Annotated in this window: 34 protein-coding genes; 27 read left to right on the forward strand and 7 right to left on the reverse strand. The window is 58.4% G+C overall.

Annotated elements, in window-relative coordinates; genetic code table 11:
• Positions 1-3 precede the first annotated feature (3 nt).
• The 6 genes from CU048_12505 to CU048_12530 are packed head-to-tail and all read left to right on the forward strand — an operon-like array spanning position 4 to position 3,471.
• Positions 4-1,392, forward strand: a complete 1,389-nt coding sequence (locus tag CU048_12505) for a nitrogenase iron-molybdenum cofactor biosynthesis protein NifN (protein ID QBR71954.1) — start codon at positions 4-6, stop codon at positions 1,390-1,392.
• Positions 1,393-1,416: 24 nt separating this feature from the next.
• Positions 1,417-1,812 carry a nitrogen fixation protein NifX gene (gene nifX, locus CU048_12510; protein QBR71955.1) on the forward strand — a complete coding sequence of 132 codons (396 nt, stop codon included), beginning with the start codon at positions 1,417-1,419 and terminating at the stop codon, positions 1,810-1,812.
• Between the two features lie 8 nt (positions 1,813-1,820).
• A complete protein-coding gene (locus CU048_12515) occupies positions 1,821-2,291 on the forward strand; it encodes a hypothetical protein (GenBank protein ID QBR72903.1) in 471 nt (156 codons plus the stop codon).
• Positions 2,292-2,305: 14 nt separating this feature from the next.
• Positions 2,306-2,506, forward strand: coding sequence for a hypothetical protein (locus CU048_12520; protein ID QBR71956.1), 201 nt, complete (start codon positions 2,306-2,308; stop codon positions 2,504-2,506).
• 21 nt (positions 2,507-2,527) lie between these two features.
• A complete protein-coding gene (gene fdxB / locus CU048_12525) occupies positions 2,528-2,836 on the forward strand; it encodes a ferredoxin III, nif-specific (GenBank protein QBR71957.1) in 309 nt (102 codons plus the stop codon).
• Between the two features lie 14 nt (positions 2,837-2,850).
• On the forward strand, positions 2,851-3,471 hold the full coding sequence (locus CU048_12530; protein ID QBR71958.1) for a hydrogenase: 621 nt from the start codon (positions 2,851-2,853) through the stop codon (positions 3,469-3,471).
• A 2-nt stretch (positions 3,472-3,473) separates the two neighbouring features.
• On the opposite strand, the gene CU048_12535 is transcribed toward CU048_12530, so the two are convergent.
• Genes CU048_12535 through sseA form a run of 3 tightly spaced genes read right to left on the reverse strand, consistent with a single transcriptional unit; the run spans position 3,474 to position 4,940 of the window.
• Positions 3,474-3,788, reverse strand: a complete 315-nt coding sequence (locus CU048_12535; protein QBR72904.1) for a hypothetical protein — start codon at positions 3,786-3,788, stop codon at positions 3,474-3,476.
• 5 nt (positions 3,789-3,793) lie between these two features.
• Positions 3,794-4,051: a hypothetical protein gene (locus CU048_12540; GenBank protein ID QBR71959.1), complete on the reverse strand. Its 258-nt coding sequence runs from the start codon at positions 4,049-4,051 to the stop codon at positions 3,794-3,796.
• Positions 4,052-4,082: 31 nt separating this feature from the next.
• Positions 4,083-4,940, reverse strand: a complete 858-nt coding sequence (gene sseA / locus CU048_12545) for a 3-mercaptopyruvate sulfurtransferase (GenBank protein ID QBR71960.1) — start codon at positions 4,938-4,940, stop codon at positions 4,083-4,085.
• A 141-nt stretch (positions 4,941-5,081) separates the two neighbouring features.
• On the opposite strand from sseA, the gene CU048_12550 reads away from it, so the two are divergent.
• Entirely contained in the window at positions 5,082-5,288 is a 207-nt protein-coding gene (locus tag CU048_12550) for a transporter (GenBank protein QBR71961.1), read from the forward strand.
• On the opposite strand, the gene CU048_12555 is transcribed toward CU048_12550, so the two are convergent.
• The 3 genes from CU048_12555 to CU048_12565 form a co-directional block, all read right to left on the reverse strand.
• Positions 5,275-5,919: a molybdenum ABC transporter ATP-binding protein gene (locus CU048_12555; protein ID QBR71962.1), complete on the reverse strand. Its 645-nt coding sequence runs from the start codon at positions 5,917-5,919 to the stop codon at positions 5,275-5,277. The genes CU048_12550 and CU048_12555 overlap by 14 nt on opposite strands.
• A 151-nt stretch (positions 5,920-6,070) precedes the next feature.
• A complete protein-coding gene (locus CU048_12560) occupies positions 6,071-6,529 on the reverse strand; it encodes a hypothetical protein (protein ID QBR71963.1) in 459 nt (152 codons plus the stop codon).
• Positions 6,530-6,743: 214 nt separating this feature from the next.
• Entirely contained in the window at positions 6,744-7,151 is a 408-nt protein-coding gene (locus tag CU048_12565; protein QBR72905.1) for a hypothetical protein, read from the reverse strand.
• A 176-nt stretch (positions 7,152-7,327) separates the two neighbouring features.
• Between CU048_12565 and CU048_12570 the strand changes: the two genes are divergently transcribed.
• Positions 7,328-8,953 (forward strand): amine oxidase, encoded by a 1,626-nt coding sequence (locus CU048_12570; GenBank protein QBR71964.1) that lies wholly within the window; start codon positions 7,328-7,330, stop codon positions 8,951-8,953.
• 28 nt (positions 8,954-8,981) lie between these two features.
• Entirely contained in the window at positions 8,982-9,404 is a 423-nt protein-coding gene (locus CU048_12575; protein ID QBR72906.1) for a (2Fe-2S)-binding protein, read from the forward strand.
• A gap of 29 nt (positions 9,405-9,433) precedes the next feature.
• On the opposite strand, the gene CU048_12580 is transcribed toward CU048_12575, so the two are convergent.
• The gene (locus tag CU048_12580; protein ID QBR71965.1) at positions 9,434-10,024 is read right to left on the reverse strand and encodes a hypothetical protein; all 591 of its coding nucleotides are present in this window, start codon (positions 10,022-10,024) and stop codon (positions 9,434-9,436) included.
• Positions 10,025-10,169: 145 nt separating this feature from the next.
• On the opposite strand from CU048_12580, the gene CU048_12585 reads away from it, so the two are divergent.
• From CU048_12585 to CU048_12670, 18 genes are all read left to right on the forward strand, one after another.
• Positions 10,170-11,873, forward strand: a complete 1,704-nt coding sequence (locus CU048_12585; GenBank protein ID QBR71966.1) for an AAA family ATPase — start codon at positions 10,170-10,172, stop codon at positions 11,871-11,873.
• A 162-nt stretch (positions 11,874-12,035) separates the two neighbouring features.
• Entirely contained in the window at positions 12,036-12,359 is a 324-nt protein-coding gene (locus tag CU048_12590; protein ID QBR71967.1) for an iron-sulfur cluster assembly accessory protein, read from the forward strand.
• Positions 12,360-12,401: 42 nt separating this feature from the next.
• The gene (locus CU048_12595) at positions 12,402-12,692 is read left to right on the forward strand and encodes a hypothetical protein (GenBank protein QBR71968.1); all 291 of its coding nucleotides are present in this window, start codon (positions 12,402-12,404) and stop codon (positions 12,690-12,692) included.
• Between the two features lie 12 nt (positions 12,693-12,704).
• A complete protein-coding gene (nifS, locus tag CU048_12600) occupies positions 12,705-13,904 on the forward strand; it encodes a cysteine desulfurase NifS (GenBank protein ID QBR71969.1) in 1,200 nt (399 codons plus the stop codon).
• A 16-nt stretch (positions 13,905-13,920) separates the two neighbouring features.
• A complete protein-coding gene (gene nifV, locus CU048_12605; GenBank protein QBR72907.1) occupies positions 13,921-15,087 on the forward strand; it encodes a homocitrate synthase in 1,167 nt (388 codons plus the stop codon).
• A gap of 47 nt (positions 15,088-15,134) precedes the next feature.
• The gene (cysE, locus tag CU048_12610; protein ID QBR72908.1) at positions 15,135-15,917 is read left to right on the forward strand and encodes a serine O-acetyltransferase; all 783 of its coding nucleotides are present in this window, start codon (positions 15,135-15,137) and stop codon (positions 15,915-15,917) included.
• Positions 15,917-16,270: a nitrogenase stabilizing/protective protein NifW gene (locus CU048_12615; GenBank protein ID QBR71970.1), complete on the forward strand. Its 354-nt coding sequence runs from the start codon at positions 15,917-15,919 to the stop codon at positions 16,268-16,270. The genes cysE and CU048_12615 overlap by 1 nt, the downstream gene beginning before the upstream one ends.
• 290 nt (positions 16,271-16,560) lie before the next feature.
• Positions 16,561-17,415 (forward strand): nitrogen fixation protein FixA, encoded by an 855-nt coding sequence (locus tag CU048_12620; protein QBR71971.1) that lies wholly within the window; start codon positions 16,561-16,563, stop codon positions 17,413-17,415.
• A 14-nt stretch (positions 17,416-17,429) separates the two neighbouring features.
• Entirely contained in the window at positions 17,430-18,527 is a 1,098-nt protein-coding gene (locus CU048_12625; GenBank protein QBR71972.1) for an electron transfer flavoprotein subunit alpha, read from the forward strand.
• An 11-nt stretch (positions 18,528-18,538) separates the two neighbouring features.
• The gene (locus CU048_12630; GenBank protein QBR71973.1) at positions 18,539-19,843 is read left to right on the forward strand and encodes an FAD-dependent oxidoreductase; all 1,305 of its coding nucleotides are present in this window, start codon (positions 18,539-18,541) and stop codon (positions 19,841-19,843) included.
• Positions 19,844-19,848: 5 nt separating this feature from the next.
• Positions 19,849-20,151 carry a ferredoxin family protein gene (locus CU048_12635; GenBank protein QBR72909.1) on the forward strand — a complete coding sequence of 101 codons (303 nt, stop codon included), beginning with the start codon at positions 19,849-19,851 and terminating at the stop codon, positions 20,149-20,151.
• 35 nt (positions 20,152-20,186) lie between these two features.
• Entirely contained in the window at positions 20,187-21,032 is an 846-nt protein-coding gene (modD, locus tag CU048_12640) for a ModD protein (protein ID QBR71974.1), read from the forward strand.
• Positions 21,033-21,219: 187 nt separating this feature from the next.
• Positions 21,220-22,971: a nif-specific transcriptional activator NifA gene (nifA, locus tag CU048_12645; protein QBR72910.1), complete on the forward strand. Its 1,752-nt coding sequence runs from the start codon at positions 21,220-21,222 to the stop codon at positions 22,969-22,971.
• Between the two features lie 238 nt (positions 22,972-23,209).
• Positions 23,210-23,404, forward strand: a complete 195-nt coding sequence (locus tag CU048_12650; GenBank protein QBR71975.1) for a ferredoxin — start codon at positions 23,210-23,212, stop codon at positions 23,402-23,404.
• A gap of 234 nt (positions 23,405-23,638) precedes the next feature.
• Positions 23,639-23,857, forward strand: coding sequence for a putative nitrogen fixation protein NifT (gene nifT / locus CU048_12655; GenBank protein ID QBR71976.1), 219 nt, complete (start codon positions 23,639-23,641; stop codon positions 23,855-23,857).
• Between the two features lie 3 nt (positions 23,858-23,860).
• Positions 23,861-24,733, forward strand: a complete 873-nt coding sequence (locus tag CU048_12660; protein ID QBR71977.1) for an SIR2 family protein — start codon at positions 23,861-23,863, stop codon at positions 24,731-24,733.
• 289 nt (positions 24,734-25,022) lie between these two features.
• Positions 25,023-26,558 (forward strand): nitrogenase cofactor biosynthesis protein NifB, encoded by a 1,536-nt coding sequence (gene nifB, locus CU048_12665; protein QBR72911.1) that lies wholly within the window; start codon positions 25,023-25,025, stop codon positions 26,556-26,558.
• A gap of 40 nt (positions 26,559-26,598) precedes the next feature.
• Positions 26,599-26,823, forward strand: a complete 225-nt coding sequence (locus tag CU048_12670) for a ferredoxin (GenBank protein ID QBR71978.1) — start codon at positions 26,599-26,601, stop codon at positions 26,821-26,823.
• Position 26,824 lies beyond the last annotated feature (1 nt).

Here is a 26,824-nt window from a genome sequence, read left to right on the forward strand (position 1 = left end):
ACGATGGCTAAGGTGACAATCGGCAAAAAGGCGTGCGCCGTTAATCCATTGAAGATGAGCCAGCCGATCGGCGGCGCGCTCGCCTTCATGGGCTTGCGTGGCGCCATGCCGCTGCTGCATGGGTCGCAGGGCTGTACCTCGTTCGGGTTGGTCCTGTTCGTGCGGCATTTCAAGGAAGCCATTCCGCTGCAAACAACCGCGATGAGCGAGGTGGCCACTGTCCTTGGCGGCCTCGATAACGTCGAGCAGGCGGTCCTTAATATTTACAATCGGGCCAAACCTGAATTGATCGGCATTTGTTCGACGGGCGTGACGGAAACCAAAGGCGATGACGTCGAGGGATACCTCAAGCTTATTCGCGATAAATATCCAGATCTTGCAAAATTTCCGATGGTTTACGTCTCCACGCCCGATTTCAAGGATGCGTTTCAGGACGGCTGGGAGAAAACCGTCGCCAGAATGATCGAAGTGCTGGTCGATCAGCCGGGCAATGCGGCGCGGAAGGATCCGAGCCGGGTCAACGTTCTGCCCGGATGCCATTTGACTCCCGGCGACATCGAGGAACTGCGCATAATCATCGAGGATTTCGGGCTCGAGCCATCGTTCCTGCCCGATTTGGGCGGATCGCTCGACGGGCATATTCCGGATGAATTCACCCCGACGACGATCGGGGGAATCGGCGTGGAAGAAGTCGCGACAATGGGGTATGCGTCCTGGACGATCGCGATCGGCGAACAGATGCGGCGAGCCGCCGAAGCGATGGAGAAGAAGGCGGGCGTTCCTTTCAAGCTTTTCGATCGTCTGTGTGGTCTTTCTCCCAATGATGACTTCATCATGTTTCTGAGCAGCATCAGCGGCAGGCCGGTGCCGATGAAATATCGGCGCCAGCGCGGCCAGCTCGTCGATGCAATGCTCGATGGACACTTTCATTTGGGCGGCCGCAAACTAGCCATCGGTGCAGAGCCCGACCTGTTGTTCGACATCAGCAGCATGTTGCACGAGATGGGGACCCGAGTTACCGCCGCGGTGACCACCACCGCGTCGCCGGTTCTGGCCCGCGTCGCCGTCGACGAAGTGTTGATCGGCGACCTCGAAGATCTGGAGACCCTTGCAAAAGACAGGGGGTGCGATCTGCTGATCACCCACTCGCATGGCCGCCAAGGTGCCGAGCGCTTGAAAATTCCCTTCTTTCGCATGGGGCTGCCGATGTTTGACCGACTGGGTGCCGGGCATCTTGTTTCGGTCGGCTATCGGGGCACGCGCGATCTTATTTTCGGTATCAGCAATCTGATCATTGCGGATGGCGAGGAAAATCATGAGCCGACACCTGACACGTGGCGGACGCCGGCTGGCTTGGCGGCGGATGCCGCAACGGCCGTATCGACCCATTAGCGACAGAGGAGAGGTGGAAGGCTGATGAAAATCGCATTTGCTACCCAAGACTTGAAGCGCGTCGACGCGCACTTCGGCTGGGCCAAGAATATTGCGATCTATGAGATTGGTCCCGAAGGGCATCAATTCCTCGAAGCTATTCAATTTGACGGAGACCTCAAAGAGGATGGCAACGAGGATAAACTCGCGCCGAAGATCGAGGCGATCAAGGATTGCGCCATCCTCTATGTGGCGGCTATCGGCGGCTCGGGTGCGGCGCGCGTTGTGGCAAACAACATTCACCCCATGAAGGTCAATGAGCCGGAGGAAATCTCAAACCTTCTGCTGAAACTTGAGGATGTCTTGAAAGGCACGCCGCCTCCCTGGCTCCGCAAGGCTTTGTCGAAAGGCAAAGAGAGAACTCTTGATTTCGATGAATGAGGCATGAAATGGCTGAAGTAGCTGCAGTGATCGATAGTAATCCGGCCGCCGAGGCTCCTTTTGTGAAGGAGCTAATCAAATTATGGCGGGCGCAGGATACCCATGGCACCTGGGACGGAAAGGCCGATCTGGACCTGCTGGAACCCTACATCATTGACAAGGCAGCGCGCAGGGCATTGCCGATCATTGGCGATCCGGACCCGGATACCATTTGGCGAATGGAGCTCTTCTTCAATGCGGTCTCCCTCTCCATCGAGCGCGCGACAGGCGTCATGATCTCGCCGATGCTGAAGATGAGCCATGAAGGGTTCGGACGCATGGTCCTCATTGGCGGCCGCCTCATCGTCGTCAACAAGCAATTGCGCGATGTGCATCGCTTCGGCTTCGACAATCTCGGCAAACTCGCTGAAGAGGGAGACAAATACGTCGCCTCCGGTGTTGAAATGATCAACAAATTTCCGGATGTGGCAAAATATTGAATAGGGACGCAAACATGAGCGACGTCGAGACTTTGAAAGCGGAAATCAAGAAACTCTCCGCTAAAGCCATCCAGGCCAAAATGGATCTGCATGATTTGTCGGAAGAACTGCCGGTGAATTGGGAGCAGATCCTGAGCGTCGCGCAGAAAGCCCATGACGCATTCGCGGAATTGGAACTTAAACGGGCAAGCCTGAAAACCCTTGAGGCAGCCTAACTATCTAAGGCGCAACGACCAATGCCACATTCAACTCGCGACGGACGTTCATGGCAGCCCGAATTTCTCCAGGCCATAGACCCGGATAAATGTATCGGCTGCGGTCGTTGCTTCAAGGTCTGCGGCCGTGAAGTCATGACACTGAAAGGCATCAACGAGGATGGCGAACTCGTCTCCCTCGACGATGACGAGGATGATGAGGATGATGAGGTCGAGAAAAAAGTCATGGTCATGAACGACGATGGGGCCTGCATCGGATGCGGCGCCTGCGCGCGCGTTTGCCCGACCAACTGCCAAACCCATGCCGCCGAAAAGGCCGAGGCCGCCTAACGCGAGAGAGAAGAATGGATGCGGACGAGGCCTATCGTTGGCTGATCGGATGTTCCGCCCATTCGGCGCACGATAGCTTTGACCTTCATATCGTGGCGTCAGTCTTCGCTCTCGCGATGAGCGAGGCTGAGCAAAGCCATGGTGACCTGATTGCCGGTGTGGGCCTTGAAAAGAAAGCCCTTCTGGATCTAGTCCGGGCGATGTTTCCCGGCACCCTGGCCGCGTTCCAAGGCATGCTCCCCGACACCGCCATCGTGGTTGACGAAGAGGAACAATCGCTTCGCGATATTTTGGGAATTTATGCGACCGGCGCCCGGCGCCTTGAACGTCCTCTCGCGGCCGTGATTGCGCGGCGCTGCAAATCGCCCCATCATCTTTGGCAGGATCTCGGGCTGCGGAACCGGGACGAGTTGTCACGGCTCATGAAAAGGCATTTCGCGCGGCTTGCCGAACGCAATCAGCACAATATGAAGTGGAAGAAATTCCTCTACCGGATGGTCTGCGGTTCCGAGGGATTTACGCTGTGCGCCGCCCCGGTCTGTTCGGAGTGCGATGATTTCGCGGACTGCTTCGGGGCCGAGGATGGCGAAGCACGGCTGGCACGCTTGGGGAATCCGCGAGAAAACGCAGCCTGACGCTACTCGATCCCTTGCTCTCGCGCCTTCCACATCGCCGCGATCCGAAACCGCTCGTTAATCGCGGTTGGGCTGGCGAGAATCTCGGCCTCTGCCTCTTTGAAGGCGGCGTCCACGATCGCAGCTTCTTCCTGGGTGAGCGCTACTCGTCCCGCCATATGGGAGGCTTCCGGCAGGACTTGAAGGATTGCGCGGCGATTTGGATGCATCTTGACTTCGATGAGTTCGAAGGCTTCGAGCTCGCCATCAAGGAGGATCGCCAGCCCGACGACTTCCAATTTGCGTCCGTCCTGGGTAGTCTTAACAAGTGTAGCCATCGTCATCATCCATCCTGTTCGGCGAGCCAGCTATAGCCACCTTGGTCCCATAGCTGAGCAAGCGTTTGATCGGCGTGCCAGGCCGGATATTGTATCTTTAGCGCTTCGTAATCTGCCAGAAAACGAACGGCGTCGTCGCCCCGAAGAAGGGCCGATAATTGATCGGTCTTGAACCGCAGTACGAAGGCCGCTCCATCATCGGTCGACAAGAGTTCATATTCTGTCCCCTCCGCGATCGAGCGGGTTACCTTCTCATCGGACATGACAAAGCCTCCCCTCGCGGTCTTGGGTCTCTCAAGCGGCGACCGCCGGCGTATCTTCGGCGAGGCCCCATTCGGCCCAGGATCCGTCATAAACCGCGACGTCGCTTTTTCCCAAAAGATAGAGGCCGAGGGCCACGACGCAAGACGTGATGCCCGACCCGCAAGTCGTCACGATCGGGCGCTGAAGATCTATGCCCGAAGCGGCGAAGCGGGCCGCAAGGGCTTCGGGCGGGATGAAAGCACCCGACTCGGGATCAATCAAGTCGCCCCAAGGAATATTTATGGCGTTGGGAATGTGCCCCAGCTTTTTGTGCGGAAACACGTCCTCCTGGCTTCCATCGAATTTGCTTGGGCCCCGGGCGTCGATGACTTGTTCGGCGCCGGTTTCAAGATTGGCCTTCATCTCGCTCAGCGTGCGGACAAGGGCCGGATCGAACGTCGCCGTAAAGCTCCCGGGCTCCGGTCGAACCGGGGACATTTCGGTGGGCAGCTTCTCCTTGGTCCATTTGCCATAGCCGCCGTCCAGCAACGCGACCTTGTCATGCCCGAAGACGCGAAACATCCACCAGGCCCGCGCGGCTGCCGAGCCGCCGCAGAGGCGATCATAGACGACGACCCGGTCGCCTGCGTTGATCCCGATGAGCCCGATCTTGTGGGCGAACTCCGCGGGCTTCGGCAGCATATGGGGCAAAGGATTTGACTTATCCGCGAGATGATCGATGTCGAAGTGGACGGAGCCCGGCAGATGGCGCCCGCGATATTGCGTCCGTCCGTCGAGATTGGTGCTGACATGATGCCAGGTGCAATCGAGAATCCGCAGATCGGGGTCCGACAGATGCTCGGCAAGCCACGTCGTGCTCACCAGCGCTTCGTGGTTCGTGTTACTCATTGCAGAAAGCCTCCGTGACATGCATTTGTGTTGGTCTGACTGTCAAAAAGAGATATTGGCGCGCTAGGCCCTCCGAAAGACTGAAACGGAAGCGTTGTCGGCAACAAGGGCGCTACGGTCGCTCGATGATGGAGACATGTCATGAAATTAAGCGCTCGCAATGTTTTTCCTGGTCGGGTGGTCGCGGTGACGAAAGGTGCAACGACGGCCCACGTCAAAATCGAACTCGCGCCTGGCCTTATTGTCACATCCTCGATCACCAATGAATCCGCAGACGATCTGGGCCTCAGGGTCGGCGATGCCGTTTCCGCAGTCATCAAATCGTCGGATGTTATTATCGGCAAGTGAGTGGCAGCGATAAGCTATCCTCCTGGCTCTTTTGCCCGTCGGGTCTCGTCAGACCGGGCCCCGGTTCCCCGCATCTTTCAAGCTGGGCGAGCACGCGTCTGCGGCTGGTCCGCCATGAAATCTCCTGCCACCAATCGTCGATCACGCTGCGTTCGCTTGCCAGGGTCGTTCCGAACCCTCCCGTGAAAGCGGTCCAGGCGTCCAAATGCTTTTCGGGCACGGCGGTGAGGACGAGAAGCCCGGCAGCGACCGCCGCGGCGAGCTCGTCCCGCAAGCCTTTTCCGGCCGCTTCCTGGGTTGAGAATTTGTTGACGATGACGAGTTCGACGCCGGCCTGCACCGCATTTCCGATCGCAAGCGCGGCATTGGCGAGCCCGCTCGGATCGAGCTTGCAGTCGCCACTTGCCTGACTGATGGGGAACATGCGTCCCGACATCAGGTCGATCAGTTCCATCGCGCGGCGTGGATCCTGACCGTTTTTCTCATTGTGCTGCACCAATCCGCCGACCCGGTGGCCCCGGCGGATCAACTCAAGCGCGAAGTCCCTCAGCAGGCCATCCACGTCATCTGCGGGGTGATAGACCACCGCCGCGAGGTTCAGGAGATGATCCGTGTAATCGGAGCTGATCATGGCTCACTCGCCGCCGGGCAAACCCCGGCTTTGCAAGAATTAGCAAACTCCGTGCCGTGTGAGCGCGTCGAACTTAAAAAGCCCTGAACGTGTCGGGAAACAAACATGTGTCTCGATATGAACATGCTCCGGCGAATCCGTTTGCTTTGCTTCACGCGCTCTTTGGGAGAGCATAGCCAGTCCGGGGATGTGCCTCGTAATATTCCGGCTTCTCCGGCCATGTCCCGTCCGGCATGAATTTGAACTTCGTTACAGTAACGGGCGCGCCCTGCGAAAATGAGACCTCGCTGAATTTAACCTCGCGGTCTCCGGGTCCGGCGGAGAAATCTCCCACCACGCTCCCATCCGCTTTGCAAGCGCGCGCAAAGCCGGGTGTGCCGACGCTGCTCGCCGGCACGGGATTGTCCACGAAAAGAGGGGTTTCAAGTCCCTCGGACTCCGGGCCAAAGGCCGGCGAAGCGAAGGTAAAGGTTGCCAACAGGCCGCTTCGATCGACGGAGGCGTCCGGCGTTAATGGCCGCGCAACCGAGTAAACCTTGAGCGTGCCCCCCTCCAAAAGCGCTTTCAGCTCCTCAATCCCGCAATTAGCGAACGCTTGTGTAACCTTCACGGCGAATCTCCTGCTCTGTCATGCCGCGCAATGCGCATCAATTTCTGTGCCAATTCCGGGCGCAAGCTTAGGCAGCGTAACCGCAGCATTACGGCGCGGCGCTAGAGCACTTCCCGATCAGATGGAATCATCTGATCGAAAAGGAATCGCTCAAGTTCAACGAGTTGGAGCATGTTCTGATCGAAAAAGTCGGTCAACTTTTTCAGAACATGCTCTAGTGAATCTGTCCGCGCGGCGGGTCGCTGGATGGGCCGCTTTCCACATGGGCGATTGGACTCGACTGGTGATGCACGATTCGCCATGTGCCGGCGATCTGCCGGAAGTGATTGCTCGCGGCGAGCGCCACCGAACCCATCGCTTCAATGCAAAGGACGCGTCCCTCGTCGCCCGCGATGATGGCATGGGGTTCATGACACGTGATTGCGGGGCAGTTGGCGCTCTGGAGTATGTCGCGCCAACTGCCGAGAACGGCAGTTCGTCCGATGATGGCCGGCCAGCCGGGATGAATGCAGGAGACGGCGTCGTCATCCGCCCAAAGCCGGGACATCGCCTCGACATCTCCGGTTGCGAAAGCGGTATAGAAGGCCGCGTTGGCGGCAAGGATCGTTGTCTTGTCGGTCATTTGTTTGGGTTCGTTCGAATGCATCCAATTCAACCTACTCCCAATGCACTGAATATGATCGGAAAGGAATTGCTCCTGTGAAAAAGTGAAGCACTAGTTTTGATGGGCAAGGGCCCGCAAGGCTTGCGCGATTCTTGCAAGGTCGCTCCCGCGCGAAGATTTGCGGAGATGTAGCAATGCTTGAGACGGCAATCATTGGCGGCGGATTATGCGGCCTCAGCTTGGCCGCGAGCCTGCATCGGCAAGGCGATTTTCTGCTGTTCGATGCGCGGACCCGGTTGGGGGGGCGCATTCTCACCGAGTCTTGCGCGCGGTCGGGCACGGCTGATCTGGGGCCCACCTGGTTCTGGCCGGACACCCAGCCGCTGGTCACGCAGCTCATCGCCGATCTTGGACTCGCGGACTTTCCGCAACATGATGATGGCACGGTGCTGCACCTCCGTGATCCCGACAAGACACCCGAACGGTTGGAAAACCAAGGCGTGCACAGTGGAGCCCGCCGCCTGACCGGCGGCATGGGAAGCCTGGTCGATGGTTTGGCGAAGGACCTGCCCCTGGAAAAATTACGGCTTGGCCATGTTTTGACAGGTCTTCAAAATCGCGGGGATCATATTGGGCTGATTTTTCGATTTGAAGATCAATTTATCGAGCTTGCGGCGCGCCATGTGGTTCTTGCCCTGCCGCCTCGGCTCGTGGAGGAGAACATCCGCTTCGAGCCGGAGCTCGACGTCCCCGTGCGCGATGCCATGCGCGCGACCGAGACCTGGATGGCTGCGCAGGCAAAGGTAGTGATCAGTTATGAACAAGCGCTCTGGCGGGACGAAGGCAAGTCCGGCAATGCCTTTGTCACGCATGAACAGGCGGTGATCGGCGAGATTTTCGATGCTTGCGATTCGACCGCCGCCCAACCTGCTTTGGGGGGATTTCTTGCGCTGTCGCCGGAGCTACGCGACTCTTTCAGAGGAGGATTGCCCCTGCTCATGGGCAATCAAATGGCTCAGGTGTTTGGTCCGGAGCTTGAGGATGGGGAGCAGCATTATCAGGACTGGGCAAAGGAGCCCTATACATGCAGCACCTTGGATCGGACCGCATCGAGGACCGAGCATGCGGGCTTCGCTAATCCTCTTCTGCGCCGGGCCATATGGGACGGAAAGCTCTATCTGGGCGGTTCGGAAACCGCGTCCCATGGGAGTGGTTACCTTGAAGGCGCGATCGAGGCGGCAAGGCGGATCGATCGTGAACTCACACGCGCCTGGGTCGCCAAGGGGCAGGGGACATCGACCGTTCTCCACGACGGCGCCGAGGCCCCCCTCACCGACTCTATGAATGCCGCAAGTCTCGCCCAATTTCGCGATTGGGTGGTGTTGCAGGGCGATGTTGCCTTCGACAGCTATCGTCACCGCCTTAACCGCAGTCTTTCTATTCAGCAGCGGGATCAGCTTACCCAGCGGGCGATCCTGGGGTCGATTGAGGAAATCTATAGTAAGGCCTTGGCCCTCCTCGACGATTTACCTTTCGACATGAAGGAGGTGCGGGTCGAGCGCGGCCGGTCGGCAATGACGCCGGATGTGCAGGCTCCATTCCGCTCCTTCATGCAAAACTTGCTGGATGATGTCGTTGCGTTCAACGCGACATCTTGTGCACTGTCGAACTTCCCGGATGAGCATCATCCGCCGAAGGACTATATGCAGACGATTCTGCGGGACATGGCTGCCGCCTGGCAGGAGTTCTCCTTGGCGGCCAACGCGCTGCTTCTGAGCAAAGGGCAAGCGCAGGATCGCCCGCAACGGAAGATGATGTGAGATGGCAGCTTGCTTGAACGAGGACACAATGAACTCAGATGTTGCTTATGCAATTTGCAGCATGAATGACATTCCCAGCCAGAAGGCCAGGGGTTTTCAGCTGATGCGCGTCGGGGAGGATGGCACCAACCGGCCGTGGCACATTGTGGTGATTCGATGGGGCCGGCAGGTGTTTGGTTATGTCAACAAATGTCCCCACGATGGGGTCAATCTCGACTGGGAGCGAAACCAGTTTTTGGATCCGAATGGCATCCGCCTGATGTGCGGCAAACATGGTGCGCTGTTCGAACTAGGGACCGGCACCTGCGTCGACGGGCCCTGCAAGGGCCGGAGTTTGACACCCGTGGCCCTGACCATTTTGGACAATGACATCTGTGTCACGGGTGTAACGCTTGTCGAGGAAGACGATAGCATTGAGGACGAAGAGATTGCAGACGAAGAGAAGGCCTGAGGGGAAGCGCCTTCTCCTGCTTTTCCTCGTCAAACCGGACGATTCTCATTCCGATTCTTGACCGGCTCCATGAGTGCCAGTCCTTGTTCGTAACTGATGTTCTCATATTTTGCATCTAGGCCGATTGCGGCATCGAGAAGGTAATCCAGCTTTCCCGCTGTATCGAGCTTCTTGATGTCGTTCTTGTCGATGCTCATGAGATCCAGCATTTCCTTCCATACGGTGGATTCGTCGCAGGGCAGGACGGTGAAGGTAATGCCGTCGTGGGTGACGCGGTACTTCGCCAAGAGATCAATGTTGTTGCAATACATGAAATAGGTTCCTGTGGGGCTCAGGAGGCCTTTGAGAACCCCGGTGACCGACTCCAGATAGGCGAAGGAATGGAGGTAGCCGGCGAGAATAGGGATCGTCGTTTCCCCTTCCTCCGCGATGGTCAGAACCTGTTCGATGGAAAAATCCGGCGGCCGTTTTTCATCCGCTACCTGCGCTTGGAATTTCAGCGCGATGTCACCTCGAAATCCAAATCGGCCAGGCTTCTTAGTGGGGCTCTTAAGGACCGCATTGAGGAGGCGTCCCTCCTGATCAAGGCGGCCAAGGGGGGTCTTCTCAATCGTTGTCATGAAGATTTCCTCAATTGTCATCGAATTGGCAGGGCTGCGCGCTGCGGCGCAAGCGCCCCATGCAAATGATCTGCCGGTTTTGGCGCGAGGCGTGCAAGCCTGGTGAAACCGACACTTTGTCTGTCGCACGAACAGGCGCACAAGCATGAAACTTCAGATCGAACGGCCCTTTGTCGAAACCTTGGTCGCGGCCTTCCCGGATCTCTCGCCGTTGAAGGAACAGCTGCGATTTGGCGATAAAGTCGAAGTCCCGTTCCACCAGCTTTCGAGTGCCGAACTCACCTTCCTGCAGAGCTTATATCTGGATGCTGGGCCGAAGATGCAGGCCAGCTTTGCCCATATCGCAACACTCCAGCGAGCCTTCAACGACAACGGCGTAAGGTTCACGGCCGAGGATCTGGAGTCGGTGCTGCCGGCGATCGCGCGCTATTTGGTCGCAGATGCGATCCGGGGCTGGATGTTCACTGCCAATGTGGCGAGCCGGCCGCTGCCCTATGCGGTCACAAGGCTCGATTACACGCCGCCCTCCAACGATGAGACAGGGCGCGTGTTCATCGAGCTGAAGGCCAACGCCAAGGGCGCGATCACCTCGGCGACGCTGAGGATTTCTGCCGGCGACATTGTTGGTAAAACAATCGGAGAGATTTTTGCAGCCAAGGGATTTTTGAAGGAAACCCCCGAGCTCATTGCCGCCTATGACGAGACCGAGGCGCGCTATTTTGACTGGCGCGCCCGCTACGGCTCTCAGTTCTCCGGCAAGGGAACAGGATTTTACACGGATGATCCAAATTCATCTCACCGGGATGTGGATTGGTCCCGCAAGGACGTGGTCGTCCTCGCCTCCGGTGGCGGCACCGCCCGCCTCGTCAATGACGAAAGCATTTTGACAACCCGTGCCCTGACGCTCGATGTCACGGGAGACATCCTCGGGCAATATTTGAGAAAGGCCGCAAAGAGCAATTTATACAATGCCGAGGACGAGGTCGAAGAATCCAAAGCCGCCATCGGCAAAGGCCTGTTCTGCCGTATTCCCGTGCACGCCTATATTCTTATGTTTCACCTCGACCTGCATCATTATTTGTGGGTGCATGTCGACGATATGACACCTTACGCCTATCAGCCGGACTTAAAACAAAAGCTGATTTTGCCCGAGGAACAAACCGATCTCATCGACATACTGACGGCCGAAATGGACATCTTGATGGATGACATTATCGCCGGGAAGTCGGGAGGGACGACGGTTCTCTGCGCCGGCCCGCCGGGGGTCGGCAAGACCTTAACGGCCGAGGTCTATTCGGAGATCATCAAACGGCCCCTCTACCGGGTTCATTCCGGTCAGCTGGGTCTCAATGTCGCGGCCATGGAGGCCGTTCTAAAGGACACTTTGACGCGGGCTCAGCGCTGGGGCGCGGTGATGCTCATCGATGAGGCGGATGTTTACATCAAGCGTCGCGATGACGACATTCAGATGAATGCTGTCGTCGGCGTGTTCCTCCGAGTCCTTGAATATTTCAACGGGCTTTTATTTCTGACCACCAACCGCATCGACGATATTGATGAAGCGATCGTGTCACGCTGCATCGCCTTGATCAAATTCTATCCCCCCGACAACGTCGCGCGGCGCAAGATTTGGACGGTGATGACCGAACAATTCGGGCTGACCGTTGACCGGCTGCTCGTGGACCAGCTGACCGAAACATTTCCGGCCGCGAGCGGTCGCGATATCAAGGGCTTGGCAAAGCTTGTCGCAAAATATTGCCATCACAAGCAGGTCCGTCCTTCCTTGGAAGTCTTCAAGCGATGCTCGATCTTTCGAGGGATGGATCTCGATGAACAATTGGCCCCGTGACCTCCCACAATGGCGCGGAAAGCGCACCCCTGTCGTAAACACGACACACGTCGGAAACGCAACAGCTAAGAATATGTAAACCCTTGTAATAACAGCTTCTTGCGAAATGGCACGCCGCTTGCCCTTCAACGCCTATGTTTCCTCGGTAGTGAGGGTGAGTGAATGATTAACCTGACCGACAGCGCATTGGAAGCGGTGCGGAGCGCGATCCAGGGTGCCTCCGAGCCCGTTGGCGGATTGCGCATCATGGTCGAGGCCGGTGGCTGCGCCGGCAACAAATATATGATGGGCCTCGTCAATGAGGCCGAGCCGGACGACACCGTCGTCGAGCGCGACGGCGTGAAAGTATTTGTCGACATGAATAGCCACGATCTCCTCGCCGGCACGACCATCGACTTCGTCGTGGCGCTGGAAGGTTCGGGGTTCACATTCGAAAACCCGAATGCAACGGCGAGTTGTTCTTGCGGCAAGTCATTCGGCTCCTAACGCGCGACTGTTTGAAGCCCGTCAAAAAGTGAAGGCAGAGTCATGCTGGTTGAATCTGAGCAGGTAGGCCAAGTCCCGACAGCAGAGGCGGATCGGATCCGGCTCATCATGGAAGTCATCGAGGAAATCCGTCCGAATTTGCGCCGGGATGGGGGCGACTGCGAACTCGTCGAGGTTTGCGGCAACAAGGTTATGGTCAAGCTCACCGGCGCCTGCGTGTTCTGCAAATTGAGCAGCGCGACACTCGAGGGCATTCAAACCCGTATTGTGGAAAAGCTGGGCGAGTTCGTGCGCCTTGTTCCGGTCATGGGCGGGGTCAAGGCCGCGCATTGAAAGAGGCGTGCCGTGGGACCGATCTATCTGGACAATAATGCGACAACTCGCACGGACCCTCGGGTCGTCTCGGCGATGCTGCCGTATTTTACCGAACAGTTTGGCAACGCGTCGTCCACTCACGCCTTCGGCACAGAGGTCGGCGGGGCGCTGAAACAGGCTCGCCAGCATTTGCAGGCCCTGCTCGGGGCGGCGTTCGACCACGAGATCATCTTTACCTCCGGTGGCACGGAATCCGACAACGCAGCGATTCTTTCAGCGCTTGAAGCGCAGACGGACCGGGATGAAATCGTCACGACGAGTGTCGAGCACCCGGCCATTCTGGCGCTCGTGGCCCATCTGGAAAAAACTCGCGGAATTAAGGTTCACGTGATCCGCGTCGATGGCCGCGGTCGCCTGGATCTTGACTCCTATAAGGCCGCGCTTGGGCCGCGAACCGCGATTGCATCGGTCATGTGGGCCAACAATGAGACCGGAACCTTGTTTCCGGTGGCAGAGCTGGCTGCGCTCGCTCATGCCGCTGGTGCGCTGTTCCATACCGATGCGGTGCAGGCGGTCGGCAAGATTGCGATCGACCTAAAAGCCACCGAAATCGATATGCTTTCCCTGTCGGGGCACAAGCTGCACGGGCCGAAAGGAATCGGCGCGCTTTATGTCCGAAAGGGCGTCAAATTCAAACCGCTGATCCGGGGCGGCCACCAAGAACGCGGCCGGCGTGGCGGAACGGAAAACGCCCCGGCGATCATTGGGCTTGGCAAGGCTGCTGAACTCGCGAGCGCTTACTTGGAAGAGGAGCGCCTCCGGGTCGGCGCCCTGCGCGACCGGCTCGAGCGGGGGCTGCTGCAGATCGGCCATTGTTTCGTGACGGGAGACGAACAGAACCGGCTGTCGAATACCTGCAACATCGCCTTTGAATACATCGATGGCGAGGCCATCCTCCATAACATGAACAAGGAAGGCATCGCGGCGTCATCGGGCTCGGCCTGTACCTCGGGCTCGACTGAACCGTCCCATGTCTTGCGCGCGATGGACGTCCCTTCCACGGCCCTGCATGGCGCCATCCGCCTTTCCCTGTCCCGCGAAAATTCCGACGGGGACGTCGATCGGGTTCTCGAAATATTGCCTGGCATCATTACAAAGCTGCGGGAACGGTCGCCGATGTGGCAAGAGCGCCAAACGAGTGCCGAGCTTCACGTCTCGAATTACGCGTGAGGACATGATGACCATCATGCCGCAGGGACAGCCTCCCATCATCGTGAATGATACGACGCTTCGCGACGGCGAGCAGGCGCCGGGCGTCTCCTTCACCCTCGAAGAAAAGCTCGCGATCGCGCGCAGCCTTGATGCGGCCCGGGTCGATGAGATCGAGGCCGGAATTCCGGCGATGGGAAGAGCCGAGATCGAGGCCATTGCGGCCGTGGGCGAGACGGTCCGCAATGCGGCCGTCATTGCCTGGTGCCGAATGACCGAGGCGGATGTCGATGCCGCGCTCGAGACCGGCCTCACGCGGGTCAATCTGTCGGTGCCGGTGTCCGACCGGCAAATTTGGGTCAAATTCAGATCTGGGCGCGAGGAGGTGATTTCGCGCATTCAACGGGTTGTTTCTTATGCGCGGGAGAAGGGTCTTTCGGTCTCGGTCGGCGGCGAAGATTCGAGCCGCGCGGACTTCGGGTTTCTGTTGCAGGTCGTCAAAACCGCGGGAGAAGCCGGAGCGCATCGCTTCAGGTTTGCGGACACCGTCGGAATCCTTGAGCCGTTCAAGACCTACGACCTTTTCAAAAGCCTCCGCGCGGAAACCGATCTGGAGCTTGAATTTCATGGTCACGACGATCTCGGCCTGGCGACGGCAAATACGCTGGCGGCTGTGCGCGGCGGAGCAACCCACGCGAGCGTTTGCGTGCTGGGCCTCGGCGAGCGTGCCGGAAATGCCGCGCTTGAGGAAGTGGTTGCTGCGCTCGGTCAGGTTGGGAATCGTCAGACCGCCGTCGATCTCACCCATCTGACCGATCTGGCGGAGCTGGTTGCAAAGGTGGCGCGCCGGCCGATTCCCGCGGCGAAATCGATCGTTGGGGCGGCGGCCTTTGCCCATGAATCCGGAATCCATGTTTCCGGGCTTCTGCGCGACCCTGAGTGCTACGAAGCGCTGAATCCGGCCTGGTTCGGCCGAACCCGCAGCATTGTGCTCGGCAAGCACTCCGGCATGGCAGCGGTGACCAATGCGTTGGTCTCGCTGGGTTTGGAGGTCGATGAAAGCCGGGCGCGCCGGGTGCTCGACGAAGTCCGCACGCGCGCCTCCGCCCTCAAAAGGTCGGTTGGCGATCTTGAGCTTTTGGAGTTTTACGCTGCGACGGGCTCCGAGAAATCGTCGCTCCCGACAGATGCCAATTTGGATTGAGGACGCCGATGATCACCGCGCAGACTCTTGAGCGGACGGGACAGCTGATGGGCGGCGCGAAAATTTGGACTTTGCTGCGCGAAGACATCGGTTGCGTGAAGGCGCGCGATCCTGCCGCTCGGCATACCCTTGAAGTCATTCTTACCTATCCAGGAGTGCACGCTCTCATCCTGCACCGCTTCGCCAATTGGCTCTGGAAGCGGGGTTTGAGGTTTCCGGCCCGCTTGGTTTCCTGGTTTGGACGCCTCGTCACCAATGTCGACATCCATCCGGGAGCGACGATCGGGCGCCGGTTCTTTATCGATCATGGGGCCGGGGTCGTGATCGGCGAGACGGCGGAAATCGGCAATGATGTGACGCTTTACCACGGCGTGACCCTTGGCGGCACCAGCTGGTCGCCCGGCAAACGGCACCCGACGGTGGAGAGCGGCGTCTTGATCGGCGCCGGCGCCAAGATTCTCGGGCCGATCGTGGTTTGCGCCGGGGCCAGAATTGGAGCCAATTCGGTAGTGGTCGAAGATGTGCCGCCGGGGATGACGGTCGTCGGCATCCCCGGAAGAGTGGTGCGGGAGGCGCGCGAATGGAGGCGGAGCGATGGCCGCATCGACCTCGATCATCACCTGATCCCGGATCCTGTCGGTGAGGCGCTGACCCGCATGCTCGACCGGATCGAGTTCCTGGAGGCCCGCGTCACGCATTTGCAGGGGCGCGTCAATCCCTATCTTTCCGGCGTCCAGGAAGCGCGCGCCAAAGCCGCGGACAAACCCGGCAAGACTGAAGAAAAAATAGATTCGGCCTCGACTTCATTTGCGATGACGGAGCTTAGGTGATGAGTGTGATTGACGATCTTGGACAGCTCTCCGCCGCTGAGGAGTTCTTTGTCTTTCTTGACGTACCCTTTGATGCCACCGTCGTACAAGTCGCGCGGCTGCATATTCTGCGGCGCATGGGGCAATATATTAAGGGGAGCCAAATCGACGGGTCTTTTGAAGGTCTTCCCGATGCGGAGATTCGATCACTCTGCCGCACTCATCTCGAACAAGCCTATCAGGATTTCGTCAAATCCTCTCCGATCCAGGAGCGGCTGTTCAAGGTGCACAAGGAAGCCGTGGAGCCGAAGGCAGAGCCCGCAAAACCTTTCGTGCCGCTCGCCTCCCTCGCCGTGGCGAACAAAGGAAAGTGACAAAAATGTTGCGTAGCTGACAGCAGAGGCGGTTTTCCTGCCGGACCTTGTCAGAGTTGCGCGCTAGAGCGCTTCCCGATCAGATGGAATCATCTGATCGAAAAGGAATCGCTCAAGTTCAACGAGTGGGAGCATGTTCTGATCGAAAAAGTCGGTCAACTTTTTCGGAACAGGCTCTAAGGGCCCGATTCGTGGCCCGCCGTTCTTGGCGGCATGTTGGCACGAAGCTTGCGCGTGGAAGGTTGGCGGCCCACACCGTGGTGGGGGCTTCAGGGCGAAAGTGAGATCCTATGCACATTGTCGTCTGCATGAAGCAGGTTCCCGATAGCGCGCAAATTCGTGTTCATCCGGTTACGAACACGATTATGCGCCAAGGTGTGCCGACGATTATCAACCCTTACGATCTTTTCGCGCTCGAAGAGGCGATGCGATGGCGCGACCGTTTTGGCGGTGAGGTGACGGTGCTTACCATGGGTCCGCCCATGGCCGAGGATTCGCTTCGCAAGGCGCTGACGTTTGGAGCCAACCGCGCCGTCTTGCTGACGGATCGCTTTTTTGCCGGCTCCGATACTTTGGCGACGAGCTACGCTTTGGCCGGTGCCTTGCAAAAGATCGAGCAGGAATTTGGCAAGCCGGCGATGATCTTCACCGGCAAGCAGACCATCGACGGCGACACGGCGCAGGTCGGCCCCGGGGTTGCCAAGCGGCTGGGGCTCAATCAGCTTACTTATGTCGCCCGGATCGTCGAGCTTGTTCCGGAGGAGGACCGTATTACCGTCGAGCGCCGCGCCGAGGGCGGTGTCCAGGTCTTATCGACGCGTTTGCCGGTCCTGATCACAATGCTCGAGGGCGCCAACGAAATCCGGCGCGGCTCGCTTGACGATGCCTTCCGGGCGGCGCGGGCGAAGATCGTCACTTGGAGTGCCGCGGATGCGGGGATCACGGATCTCGCCAAATGTGGATTGCGCGGCTCGCCGACTATCGTGAAGAAAGTCTTCGCGCCGCCAGCGCGGGCTGAAAAGGCGCATCAAATCCCGACCACCGATCAGTCCATGGAGGAGCTCGCGGAGAAGGCGATGGGCGAGATTTTTAAGCGTCAACCGGCCCTTGAAGGCGAACTCATGCGATTTTCCGCAGGCCAATAGAAAGAGGCTCAATCATGACCGAGGCCGCGAAACCAGCACCCGCGCCAGCCGGCCGCGCCGGCACCAGGAAAGAGCTGCCTGAACATTTTAGAGGCTACAAACATGTTTGGGTCGTCGTCGAATGTGAGCATGGCGCCGTCCATCCGGTTTCGTTCGAGCTTCTAGGCGAGGGCCGTAAGCTGGCGGACAAGAGAGGCGTCGAACTGGCCGGAGTCATCATGGGCAGCGATCGCGAAACCATCGCTGCGGTTGCCAATGAATGCTTCGAATATGGCGCGGATGTCGTCTATACGGTGACCGATCCGGCGCTCGCTCATTATCGCAATGAGGCCTACACCAAGGCCATGACGGATCTCGTCAAAACCTACAAGCCCGAGATTTTGCTCCTCGGGGCGACGACGCTGGGGCGCGATCTTGCCGGATCCGTGGCGACGACTCTGCTTACGGGGCTCACCGCCGACTGCACGGAGCTTGCCATCGACGATGAAGGCTCGCTCGCGGCAACAAGGCCGACCTTTGGCGGTTCGCTCCTTTGTACCATCCTGACCCTGAACTATCGGCCGCAGATGGCGACCGTGCGGCCGCGGGTCCTGCCGATGCCGACGCCCGAGCCCGGCCGTCGGGGCCGCATCGTCGAACATCCGCTCGGATTGGTGGAAGAAGATATCGTCACCAAAGTCCTGCAGTTCGTCGCCGACAGAGAGTCGAACAAGGCCCAACTTGCTTATGCGGATATTGTTGTCGCCGGCGGTTTGGGCCTGCGCTCGGCCGAGAATTTTCAGCTTGTCAAATCGCTCGCCGAAGTCCTCGGCGCCGAATATGGCGGCTCGCGCCCGCTGGTTCAAAAAGGCTGGATGAGCTCCGACCGACAGATTGGACAGACGGGAAAAACCATTCGGCCAAAGCTCTATATCGCGGCCGGGATTTCGGGAGCGATCCAGCACAGGGTGGGCGTCGAAGGCGCCGATCTGATTGTCGCGATCAACACCGACCCGAACGCGCAAATATTCGATTTCGCACATCTGGGGATCGTCGCGGATGCCATCAGGCTGTTGCCGGCCCTGACAGAGGCCTTCCGCAAGCATCTCTCGGTCAACCGGCTCGCGGGCTGAAGGAGGCATTCATGATCGAGGAACGCTTCGACGCGATTGTGGTAGGGGCAGGCCCTTCAGGCAATGCCGCCGCCTATACCATGGCCAAGGAAGGGCTCAAGGTTCTCCAGCTCGAGCGAGGAGAATACCCAGGTTCGAAGAATGTCCAGGGGGCGATTCTCTACGCCAATGCTCTGGAAAAAATCATCCCGGATTTTCGGGAAGATGCGCCCCTAGAACGCCATATCATCGAGCAGCGTCTTTGGACGATGGACGACACCTCCTATGTCGGCATGCATTACCGTTCCGAAGATTTCAATGAAGAGCGGCCGAACCGCTATACGATCATCAGGGCGCAGTTTGACAAATGGTTCAGCCGCAAGGTCCGCGACGCGGGCGTCGTCCTGCTGTGTGAAACAACGGTCCGGGAACTCTTGCGCGATCGTCACGGGAAAGTTATCGGGGTCAGGACCGATCGCGATGGCGGCGTGGCGTTCGCCGATGTCGTCATTCTCGGCGAGGGCGTGAACGGCCTCGTCGGACAGCGCTCGGGCCTCCGCTCCGAATTAAAGCCGGAAAGCGTGGCGCTGGCAGTTAAGGAAATGCATTTTCTGCCGCGAGAGGTCATCGAGAGCCGATTCAATCTGAAGGGCAACGAAGGCGTGGTCATCGAAGCGATGGGCACGATCACCGCCGGGATGACGGGCACGGGCTTTCTCTACACCAATCAGGAATCGATCTCGGTCGGTATCGGGGCCATTGTGTCCGATTTCGCTGAAAATGGCACGACGCCTTACGGCCTCCTGGAAGCCTTCAAAAATCATCCGAGCATCAAACCGCTGCTGGCCAATTCCGAGTGCAAGGAATACGCGGCCCATCTGATCCCCGAAGGTGGCTACAAGTCGATTCCCGAACTCTTCGGCGACGGCTGGATTGTCGTTGGCGATGCCGGGCAATTCGTCAATGCGGTGCATCGGGAGGGGTCCAATCTGGCGATGACCACAGGCCGCATTGCCGGCGAAACGGTCGTTTGGCTCAAGCGGCGGCGCGAAGAATTGTCGAAGGCAAATCTGGTCGAATATAAGCGCCGGCTCGATGAGACCTTCGTCATGAAGGATCTCAAGAAATATAAGAAAATTCCCGAATTTCTGCACCACAACAAGCACGTCTTCGGGCTTTATCCGAGGCTGTTGACCGCCGCTGCGCAGACCTGGTTTCGGGTGGACGGCGCCGACAAGCTCACGAAGGAAAAAGAGATCCTTAAGTCGTTCCGCAAAGGCCGGACGATGTCTGGCCTAATTGGAGATGCATTCAAGCTGGTGAGGGCATGGCGATGACAAGCATGGCGGAAGTCGGTGCATCCGGCACCAAGGTTGAAGAGAAGCTTTTTCAAAATCGCTATCTGGTGGACGCGGGGCGGCCGCACATCAAGGTGCGCCCGCATGAGGTTCCATCAAAGGCCTTGCTGTCGCTGACATTCACGTGTCCGGCAGGCTGTTATAGCCAGAACGACAAGGGCCAGGTCGAGATCACGGTGGACGGCTGCGTTGAATGCGGGACCTGCCGTGTGGTGACCTCAAAAACCGGCGAGATCGAGTGGGATTATCCACGCGGCGGGTTTGGCGTTCTTTACAAATTCGGATGATCGCCCGCAGATTCTAACTTCTGCGGAGATGAAGCTTGCGCTTGTCGGATGCTGAAATTGACATCCTCCTGGAGGAGGACGTGCGTTTCGGCGATTTGACGATGCGGGTGCTGGGCATTGGCGATAAGCCGGGGCGGATGACCTTTGCGGCGCGTCAGAATCTGGTCGTTTGCGGATCGGATGAAGCAGCTCGGCTGCTATCTCGCCTCGGTGCGTCGGTCGGCTTTGCCGCGCCGGCTGGAATGCGCGTCGAGAAGGGGACCCTTCTCCTCGAGGTCGAGGGGTCGGCCGCCGCTCTTCACGCCGGTTGGAAGACGGCGCAAACGCTCATGGAATGGGCGTCGGGAATTTCGACCCTCACCAACGGCATTGTCTCAGCCGCGAGAACTTACGCTCCCCGGATTGCGGTTCTCTGCACGCGGAAGTCGGTACCGTTCACGCGCAAGCTATCTTTGAGCGCCGTGATCGCCGGTGGGGGCGAGATCCATCGCCTTGGGCTTTTCGACACGATCATGGTCTTCGACGAGCATCGGGCTTTTCTAGATAGACCTGCTGATTTTAAGGCCTTCATCGCCAAGCTCAAGGAACGCGCCCCCGAGCGCTCCGTCATGGTGGAGGTCACCTCTGAAGCCGATGCGCTTCTGGCGGCTGAAGCTATGGTGGATGTGATTCAACTTGAAAAATTCGCACCCTTTGCAGTGGCCTGCGTCGTGCAAGAGATCCGCAAAAGAAGGGATGGTCGCCCCGTCATCGCTGCAGCGGGCGGCATCAATGCACAAAACGCAGGCGACTATGCAAGGGCTGGAGCCCATGCGCTGATCACATCGGCTCCTTTTTATGCAAGCCCGGTTGAGATTCAGGTTCGCATTAGCCCATTGTGAGCTGTGTGACGTTTTGACTGCAGAAGCGCGCGCAGCTTTTAAGCTTAATGAGGTCCCGCACCAGAATTTCCTTGCACCTTCGTTTCGCACCTGCAAAACTTTTCGAAAGCGCCAGATCGGATGGTCGACAAAATGACGCTATGTTTTGGGGAGGCACGCTCTGAACCCGAAGGTTGGTGCGATGCCCATGATTAGCTCCACAAGGGACGGCTTGAATTTTACCTCTCATCACGCGCCCGACTCCAACGAGTTCTCCAACCGCGCTGAGATCGCTCTCCATGGCGTGTACGAGATCTCGAAGATTCTCGCGATTCCCGCGCGCCTCGAGACAACCCTTTCGAATGTCCTGAAGCTGCTTTCGAGTTTCCTCGAAATGCGGCACGGAACGATCGCGCTTCTGGACGCGGACGGCGCGCCGAAAATTGTCGTGGGCTTGGGCTGGAATGAGGAAAATGCGAAAACCCATTTCGACCGGATTCCAGAACGGGCTATTGGTCAAATCGTGACGACCAAAATGCCGGTCGTTATCGAAGACGTCGCGAAAAACCCCTTGTTTGCGGATTGGTCGGCCTCCGAGCGGGGAAAGACCGATTCAAGAGTTTCATTCATTGGCGTTCCGATCAAGGAGCGCGACAGGGTGATCGGCACGCTGACGATCGATCGGATTTGGGATGGCCGCGCCGATTTCCGCTTCGATGAGGATGTCCGTTTTCTTGCAATGATCGCCAATCTGGTTGGGCAGACAGTGCGCCTCCATGATGTCGTCTTGCGCGATCGCGAGCGCCTTATGACAGAGCAATACCGGCTTGAGAAGGAGCTGTCCGAGTCCGCCCCGGCGGAACGCGAACCACGCTTGAAGGGTATCATTGGCGAAAGCGATGCGATCCGCTCCGTCCTCGACAAGATCAAGATCGTCGCGCGCAGCAATTCGACGGTGCTGCTGCGTGGAGAATCGGGGACCGGCAAGGAGCTTTTCGCACGCGCCACCCACGATCTTTCTCCGCGCAAGAAAGGGCCTTTCATCAAGCTCAACTGCGCCGCATTGCCCGAGTCGGTGCTGGAATCCGAGCTTTTCGGGCATGAGAGAGGCGCGTTTACCGGCGCGATGGCGCAGCGCAAAGGCCGCTTTGAACTGGCCGATCGCGGCACCTTGTTTCTGGACGAGATTGGCGAAATCTCGCCGACGTTTCAGGCGAAGCTTCTTCGGGTGCTTCAAGAAGGCGAGTTTGAGCGGGTTGGGGGGATGCGGACGCTCAAGGTCGACGTCCGCCTGGTCGCAGCCACGAACAAGAATCTCGAAGATGCCGTCGCTCGCGGGGAGTTCCGCGCCGATCTCTATTACCGCATCAATGTTGTCTCGATTTCGCTTCCGGCGCTTCGAGACCGGCCCGACGATGTCTACATTCTGGCCCGTGAATTTCTGCGCCGGTTCAATCAGGAACATGGAACCCAGCTGGCCCTGACGTCCTCGGCCAAAGGCGTCCTGGAGGAATGTTATTTTCCCGGCAATGTGCGGGAACTTGAAAATTGTGTGCGGCGAACAGCCACGCTGGCCAAGGATGTGAAAATTGTCGCCGACGATTTCGCCTGCCGTCATGACGAGTGTCTATCTTCGACTCTGTGGAAAGGGCCCATCCCGACATCCGGATCGCTGAAGATCATCGCCAAACCCGCGCCACAACCCGCCGCGCGGACTCCGGTGCCGGAGCCTTCCCCGCCGCCGCGCGAGGTGGAAGTCGCTCCCCAGGCGAATTCCTGCCCTCAGTCGGACAGTTGTAGCGTTTTGCACGGGGAAGGTCAGTCGGAACGGGATCGCTTGCTCGAGGCGATGGAGACGGCTGGCTGGGTGCAGGCCAAGGCCGCGCGCTTGCTGAATTTGACTCCGCGGCAGATTGGCTACGCTCTGCGCAAGCACGATATTCCGATCAAACGATTCTGAGCCGCGGCCTCCGGATCGCGGAGCCTAAAACCTCAGGACCGGCGACAGACGCATGTCGGGATTCCGACGCGGTCATTCGACCGCTGTCAGGCTTGACTGCCGAGAATCTGAAAATTCTTGCTGAAACAATAGCTTATTTGAATGGCACAACGCTTGCTGTTTCCTCCTCGGTTGCTGGTGGGCTGGTGCGTCTTGGGGCGCCCGAGCGCCGCGGCGTGGCCCGGAAAAGGAGGGGGGTATGGCCTATAAGATTATCGCTTCACAATGCACGGGCTGTAGCATGTGCGAGTTCGAATGCCCCAATGCTGCGATCTCGATGAAGGGCGATACATTTGTCATCGATCCCAAGAAATGCACCGAATGCGAAGGCCATTTCGACCGGCCGAAATGCGACGAAGTGTGTCCGGTTCCGAATACCTGCGTTCCAGCCTAACGCCAGGTGCGCCGTTCCGAGGCTGTCAGGATAATTTATGGACGAACTGAGAGAGGCTCTTGATCGCCCTTTGCAGACAAAGACCGCGCCTGCGTGCAAATTTGTCGCGAACCCATCGAGCGCTTGTTCGGTCTTTGCCGTCCGTTTTTTCAACGAATAACGCGGCCGGACGCCAGTTGGCGGCGGTTCGCGGGTCACGTCTAAAGATGCCTCGCACCCCAAGGAACGGACTCCATGAAAGTAATGATTCGCCGCTCTCCCGAGACCGGTCTTTCGATTTATGTGCCGAAGAAAGATCTCGAGGAGCCGATTGTCGAATCCCAGTTTGAAACTCTTTGGGGAGGCTGGATTCGCATTGCGAATGGTTGGGTGCTCAATCTTCCCGAAATGGCGCCCGATACGCCTCTGCCCATAACCGTGAATGCGCGCAAAAGCGGCGAAGAGGAGTCCTGACGAATGAATGCGCCAATCTCTCCGCCCGCCGAAATGTTGAAGCTGGCAGACGCGGAGGCTGAGCTTGCCGCTCTCGCCGCTCCCTTGCGCGCCGGCAAGATTGTTCCCTATCTTGGGCCAGCAATTTCCTTGCTCTCAAATCCTCAAGTTCCCATGACGCCGGAGGCGCTTGCGGAGTTCTTCGGGACCAAGGTCGCGCTGCCGCGCCGCGCCAGGGGCAATGCCTGGGCGTCGGCCCAGCATATTGAGAGTTTTAAGCATCGTTCCACCTTATCGGCCTTGATGGGCCAAGCCTTCGCTACGCCGGTCGAACCGACGCCTTTTCATCGCTATCTTGCGTCGCTCCACCTGCCGATGATCGTCGACACATGGTACGACGGAGCCATGCGCGCGGCGCTCGCCTCGGAAACCGGCTGGGGAGAAATCCAAGGGATTACGCGCGCCGGAATCGGTGAAAGCCGTTGGTATCGCTTTTATGACCCGGCAGGGGTTGAAACAGATCATACGGCGGCGGAAACATGGGCGACGCTTCTTTACAAGCCGCATGGCAGCGTTACGCCCGCGAAGAACTTCCTAATCTCGGATGCTGACTATGTCGAGGTTCTGACGGAGATTGACATCCAGACGCCCATCCCCGACATCGTGAAGGATCGACGCACGGAACGAAGCTTTCTGTTCATCGGCTGCCGTTTCCACGATCAGCTTCTGCGCACCTATGCGCGGCAGGTCGCCAAAAGATCGGCGGCGACGCGTTATGTTATCGTCGAACCAGATAGCCTGACCAAGAATGAGGTTCGCTTCTTTATCGCGCAAGGCTTGACGCCCATTGGAGTGCCGCTGGCCCGTGCGATAGAGATTCTGACCGAAGCAGCCTGACCTTCCTCTTGTTGCTCATGTCGTACAGCGCCGGGATCAAGACCGGCGCTGTTTGCTTTTACTTGTTCTGCACTGGAACCTATGCTTGTCGCGTTTCCAACATACTCAAATATTGGTGCGAACATGTTCGCAAACCGACAGTCTCGATAGCCCGCTAAGTCATTGAACTCTCAGCAGGTTCAATAGGTCTTTAGAATGGCACGCGAGTTGCTCCCTATACGCCAGATTTTGGAATATCGACGAGCGAGGAGCGGACATGCAAGCGCAAGCGCCAGCACAGCACGAGGGGATGAATGTCGGGACCGTCGCCAACGTGGAAGATGTTTTGCAGAAAGTAGCGGAGCACAAAGGGTGCGGCACATCGGGCGGCAGCGGTAAGGCAAGTTGCGGATCGGCGGCAGGTCAAGGCGATCTTCCTACCGAAATCTGGGAAAAGGTTAAGAACCATCCCTGCTACAGCGAGGAAGCGCATCACCACTACGCGCGCATGCATGTGGCCGTGGCTCCCGCCTGCAACATTCAATGCAATTACTGCAATCGCAAATATGATTGCGCCAATGAGTCTCGGCCGGGTGTGGTCAGCGAAAAGCTGACGCCCGAACAGGCCGCCAAGAAGGTGCTCGCCGTTGCATCGACCATCCCGCAGATGACGGTGCTTGGCATCGCCGGCCCCGGCGACCCGCTCGCCAATCCTGAAAAGACATTCAAGACCTTCGAACTGATCGCGAAGACTGCGCCGGACATCAAGCTGTGTCTGTCCACGAATGGCTTGGCGTTGCCGGATCATGTCGACACCATCGCCGGCTTCAACGTCGATCATGTCACCATCACCATCAATATGGTCGACCCCGAAATCGGCGCGAAGATCTATCCCTGGGTGTTTTGGAAACATAAACGCTACACCGGCGTGGAAGCCGCCAAGCTGCTGACCGACCGCCAGCTGCAAGGTCTGGAAATGCTGACCGAGCGCGGGATTCTCTGCAAGATCAATTCGGTCATGATCCCCGGCATCAATGACAAGCATCTTGTTGAGGTCAACAAAGCCGTCAAATCGCGCGGCGCGTTCCTCCACAACATCATGCCGCTGATCTCGGCCGCCGAACATGGCACGGTGTTTGGCCTCAACGGACAGCGCGGTCCGACGGCGCAGGAGCTGAAGGCGCTCCAGGACAGCTGCGAAGGCGAGATGAACATGATGCGGCATTGCCGCCAATGCCGCGCGGACGCCGTCGGGCTTCTCGGCGAGGACCGCAGCGCGGAGTTCACGACCGACAAGATCATGGCGATGGAGGTCAACTACGATCTCGACTCGCGCCAGGCCTACCAGGCAAAGGTCGAAGAGGAGCGGGTTGCCAAAGTTGCCGCGAAGCAGGAAGAGCTTGCGACACTTGCTGGTGAAATGAGCGACATCAAGCTTCTTGTTGCGGTGGCAACCAAGGGTTCGGGACTGATCAACGAGCACTTCGGCCATGCCAAGGAATTCCAGGTTTGGGAGCTTTCCACAGCCGGAGCAAAGTTTGTAGGTCACCGTCGCGTCGATCTGTATTGCCAGGGCGGCTATGGCGAAGAAGACAGCCTCGAGACGATCATTCGAGCCATCAACGATTGCCACGCCGTATTCGTGGCGAAGATCGGCGGGTGCCCGAAGAGCGATTTGATCAAGGCGGGGATCGAGCCGGTCGATCAATTTGCACACGAGTTTATCGAGAAGTCGGCGATCTCCTGGTTCAAGGCCTATCTTGACAAGGTGAACAGCGGCGAAATCGAGCACGTCGTGCGCGGCGATGCGGAAATTCGTCAAGGAGCGCTGACCGCGGCGGCCTAATCCCTCGATCCCTCGAAGGTCCAGGTAATAGGAGCAACTTATGACTTTGAAGATTATCGCCTCACAATGCACAAGTTGCTCGGCCTGCGAGGCCGAGTGTCCCAACGTCGCCATCTCGGAGAAGAACGGAACCTTTGTCATCAACCCGAAGAAGTGCACCGAATGTCTTGGGCACTTCGACAGCCCGCAATGCGCGGCTGTCTGTCCGGTCGATGACACCTGTGTGATCGACAACGCATACCCGCGATACCAATTGGCGGAATAGG

This window comes from Beijerinckiaceae bacterium, from assembly GCA_004564215.1.
In the GTDB taxonomy this organism is placed as follows: Bacteria; Pseudomonadota; Alphaproteobacteria; order Rhizobiales; family Beijerinckiaceae; genus Methylocapsa.

Bases quoted from the DNA above. Each gene is read 5' to 3' on its own strand.
- CU048_12555 (QBR71962.1), bottom strand. From the start codon at position 5,919: ATGATCAGCTCCGATTACACGGATCATCTCCTGAACCTCGCGGCGGTG.
- CU048_12620 (QBR71971.1), top strand. From the start codon at position 16,561: ATGCACATTGTCGTCTGCATGAAGCAGGTTCCCGATAGCGCGCAAATT.
- CU048_12650 (QBR71975.1), top strand. From the start codon at position 23,210: ATGGCCTATAAGATTATCGCTTCACAATGCACGGGCTGTAGCATGTGC.
- nifA (QBR72910.1), top strand. From the start codon at position 21,220: ATGATTAGCTCCACAAGGGACGGCTTGAATTTTACCTCTCATCACGCG.
- CU048_12540 (QBR71959.1), bottom strand. From the start codon at position 4,051: ATGTCCGATGAGAAGGTAACCCGCTCGATCGCGGAGGGGACAGAATAT.
- CU048_12660 (QBR71977.1), top strand. From the start codon at position 23,861: ATGAATGCGCCAATCTCTCCGCCCGCCGAAATGTTGAAGCTGGCAGAC.
- CU048_12580 (QBR71965.1), bottom strand. From the start codon at position 10,024: ATGACAACGATTGAGAAGACCCCCCTTGGCCGCCTTGATCAGGAGGGA.
- CU048_12570 (QBR71964.1), top strand. From the start codon at position 7,328: ATGCTTGAGACGGCAATCATTGGCGGCGGATTATGCGGCCTCAGCTTG.
- CU048_12670 (QBR71978.1), top strand. From the start codon at position 26,599: ATGACTTTGAAGATTATCGCCTCACAATGCACAAGTTGCTCGGCCTGC.
- CU048_12615 (QBR71970.1), top strand. From the start codon at position 15,917: ATGAGTGTGATTGACGATCTTGGACAGCTCTCCGCCGCTGAGGAGTTC.
- CU048_12625 (QBR71972.1), top strand. From the start codon at position 17,430: ATGACCGAGGCCGCGAAACCAGCACCCGCGCCAGCCGGCCGCGCCGGC.
- sseA (QBR71960.1), bottom strand. From the start codon at position 4,940: ATGAGTAACACGAACCACGAAGCGCTGGTGAGCACGACGTGGCTTGCC.
- CU048_12635 (QBR72909.1), top strand. From the start codon at position 19,849: ATGGCGGAAGTCGGTGCATCCGGCACCAAGGTTGAAGAGAAGCTTTTT.
- CU048_12535 (QBR72904.1), bottom strand. From the start codon at position 3,788: ATGGCTACACTTGTTAAGACTACCCAGGACGGACGCAAATTGGAAGTC.
- CU048_12565 (QBR72905.1), bottom strand. From the start codon at position 7,151: ATGACCGACAAGACAACGATCCTTGCCGCCAACGCGGCCTTCTATACC.
- CU048_12585 (QBR71966.1), top strand. From the start codon at position 10,170: ATGAAACTTCAGATCGAACGGCCCTTTGTCGAAACCTTGGTCGCGGCC.
- nifB (QBR72911.1), top strand. From the start codon at position 25,023: ATGAATGTCGGGACCGTCGCCAACGTGGAAGATGTTTTGCAGAAAGTA.
- CU048_12515 (QBR72903.1), top strand. From the start codon at position 1,821: ATGGCTGAAGTAGCTGCAGTGATCGATAGTAATCCGGCCGCCGAGGCT.
- CU048_12520 (QBR71956.1), top strand. From the start codon at position 2,306: ATGAGCGACGTCGAGACTTTGAAAGCGGAAATCAAGAAACTCTCCGCT.
- CU048_12530 (QBR71958.1), top strand. From the start codon at position 2,851: ATGGATGCGGACGAGGCCTATCGTTGGCTGATCGGATGTTCCGCCCAT.
- cysE (QBR72908.1), top strand. From the start codon at position 15,135: ATGGGCGGCGCGAAAATTTGGACTTTGCTGCGCGAAGACATCGGTTGC.
- CU048_12590 (QBR71967.1), top strand. From the start codon at position 12,036: ATGATTAACCTGACCGACAGCGCATTGGAAGCGGTGCGGAGCGCGATC.
- nifX (QBR71955.1), top strand. From the start codon at position 1,417: ATGAAAATCGCATTTGCTACCCAAGACTTGAAGCGCGTCGACGCGCAC.
- fdxB (QBR71957.1), top strand. From the start codon at position 2,528: ATGCCACATTCAACTCGCGACGGACGTTCATGGCAGCCCGAATTTCTC.
- CU048_12630 (QBR71973.1), top strand. From the start codon at position 18,539: ATGATCGAGGAACGCTTCGACGCGATTGTGGTAGGGGCAGGCCCTTCA.
- CU048_12575 (QBR72906.1), top strand. From the start codon at position 8,982: ATGAACTCAGATGTTGCTTATGCAATTTGCAGCATGAATGACATTCCC.
- nifV (QBR72907.1), top strand. From the start codon at position 13,921: ATGCCGCAGGGACAGCCTCCCATCATCGTGAATGATACGACGCTTCGC.
- CU048_12595 (QBR71968.1), top strand. From the start codon at position 12,402: ATGCTGGTTGAATCTGAGCAGGTAGGCCAAGTCCCGACAGCAGAGGCG.
- CU048_12550 (QBR71961.1), top strand. From the start codon at position 5,082: ATGAAATTAAGCGCTCGCAATGTTTTTCCTGGTCGGGTGGTCGCGGTG.
- CU048_12505 (QBR71954.1), top strand. From the start codon at position 4: ATGGCTAAGGTGACAATCGGCAAAAAGGCGTGCGCCGTTAATCCATTG.
- nifT (QBR71976.1), top strand. From the start codon at position 23,639: ATGAAAGTAATGATTCGCCGCTCTCCCGAGACCGGTCTTTCGATTTAT.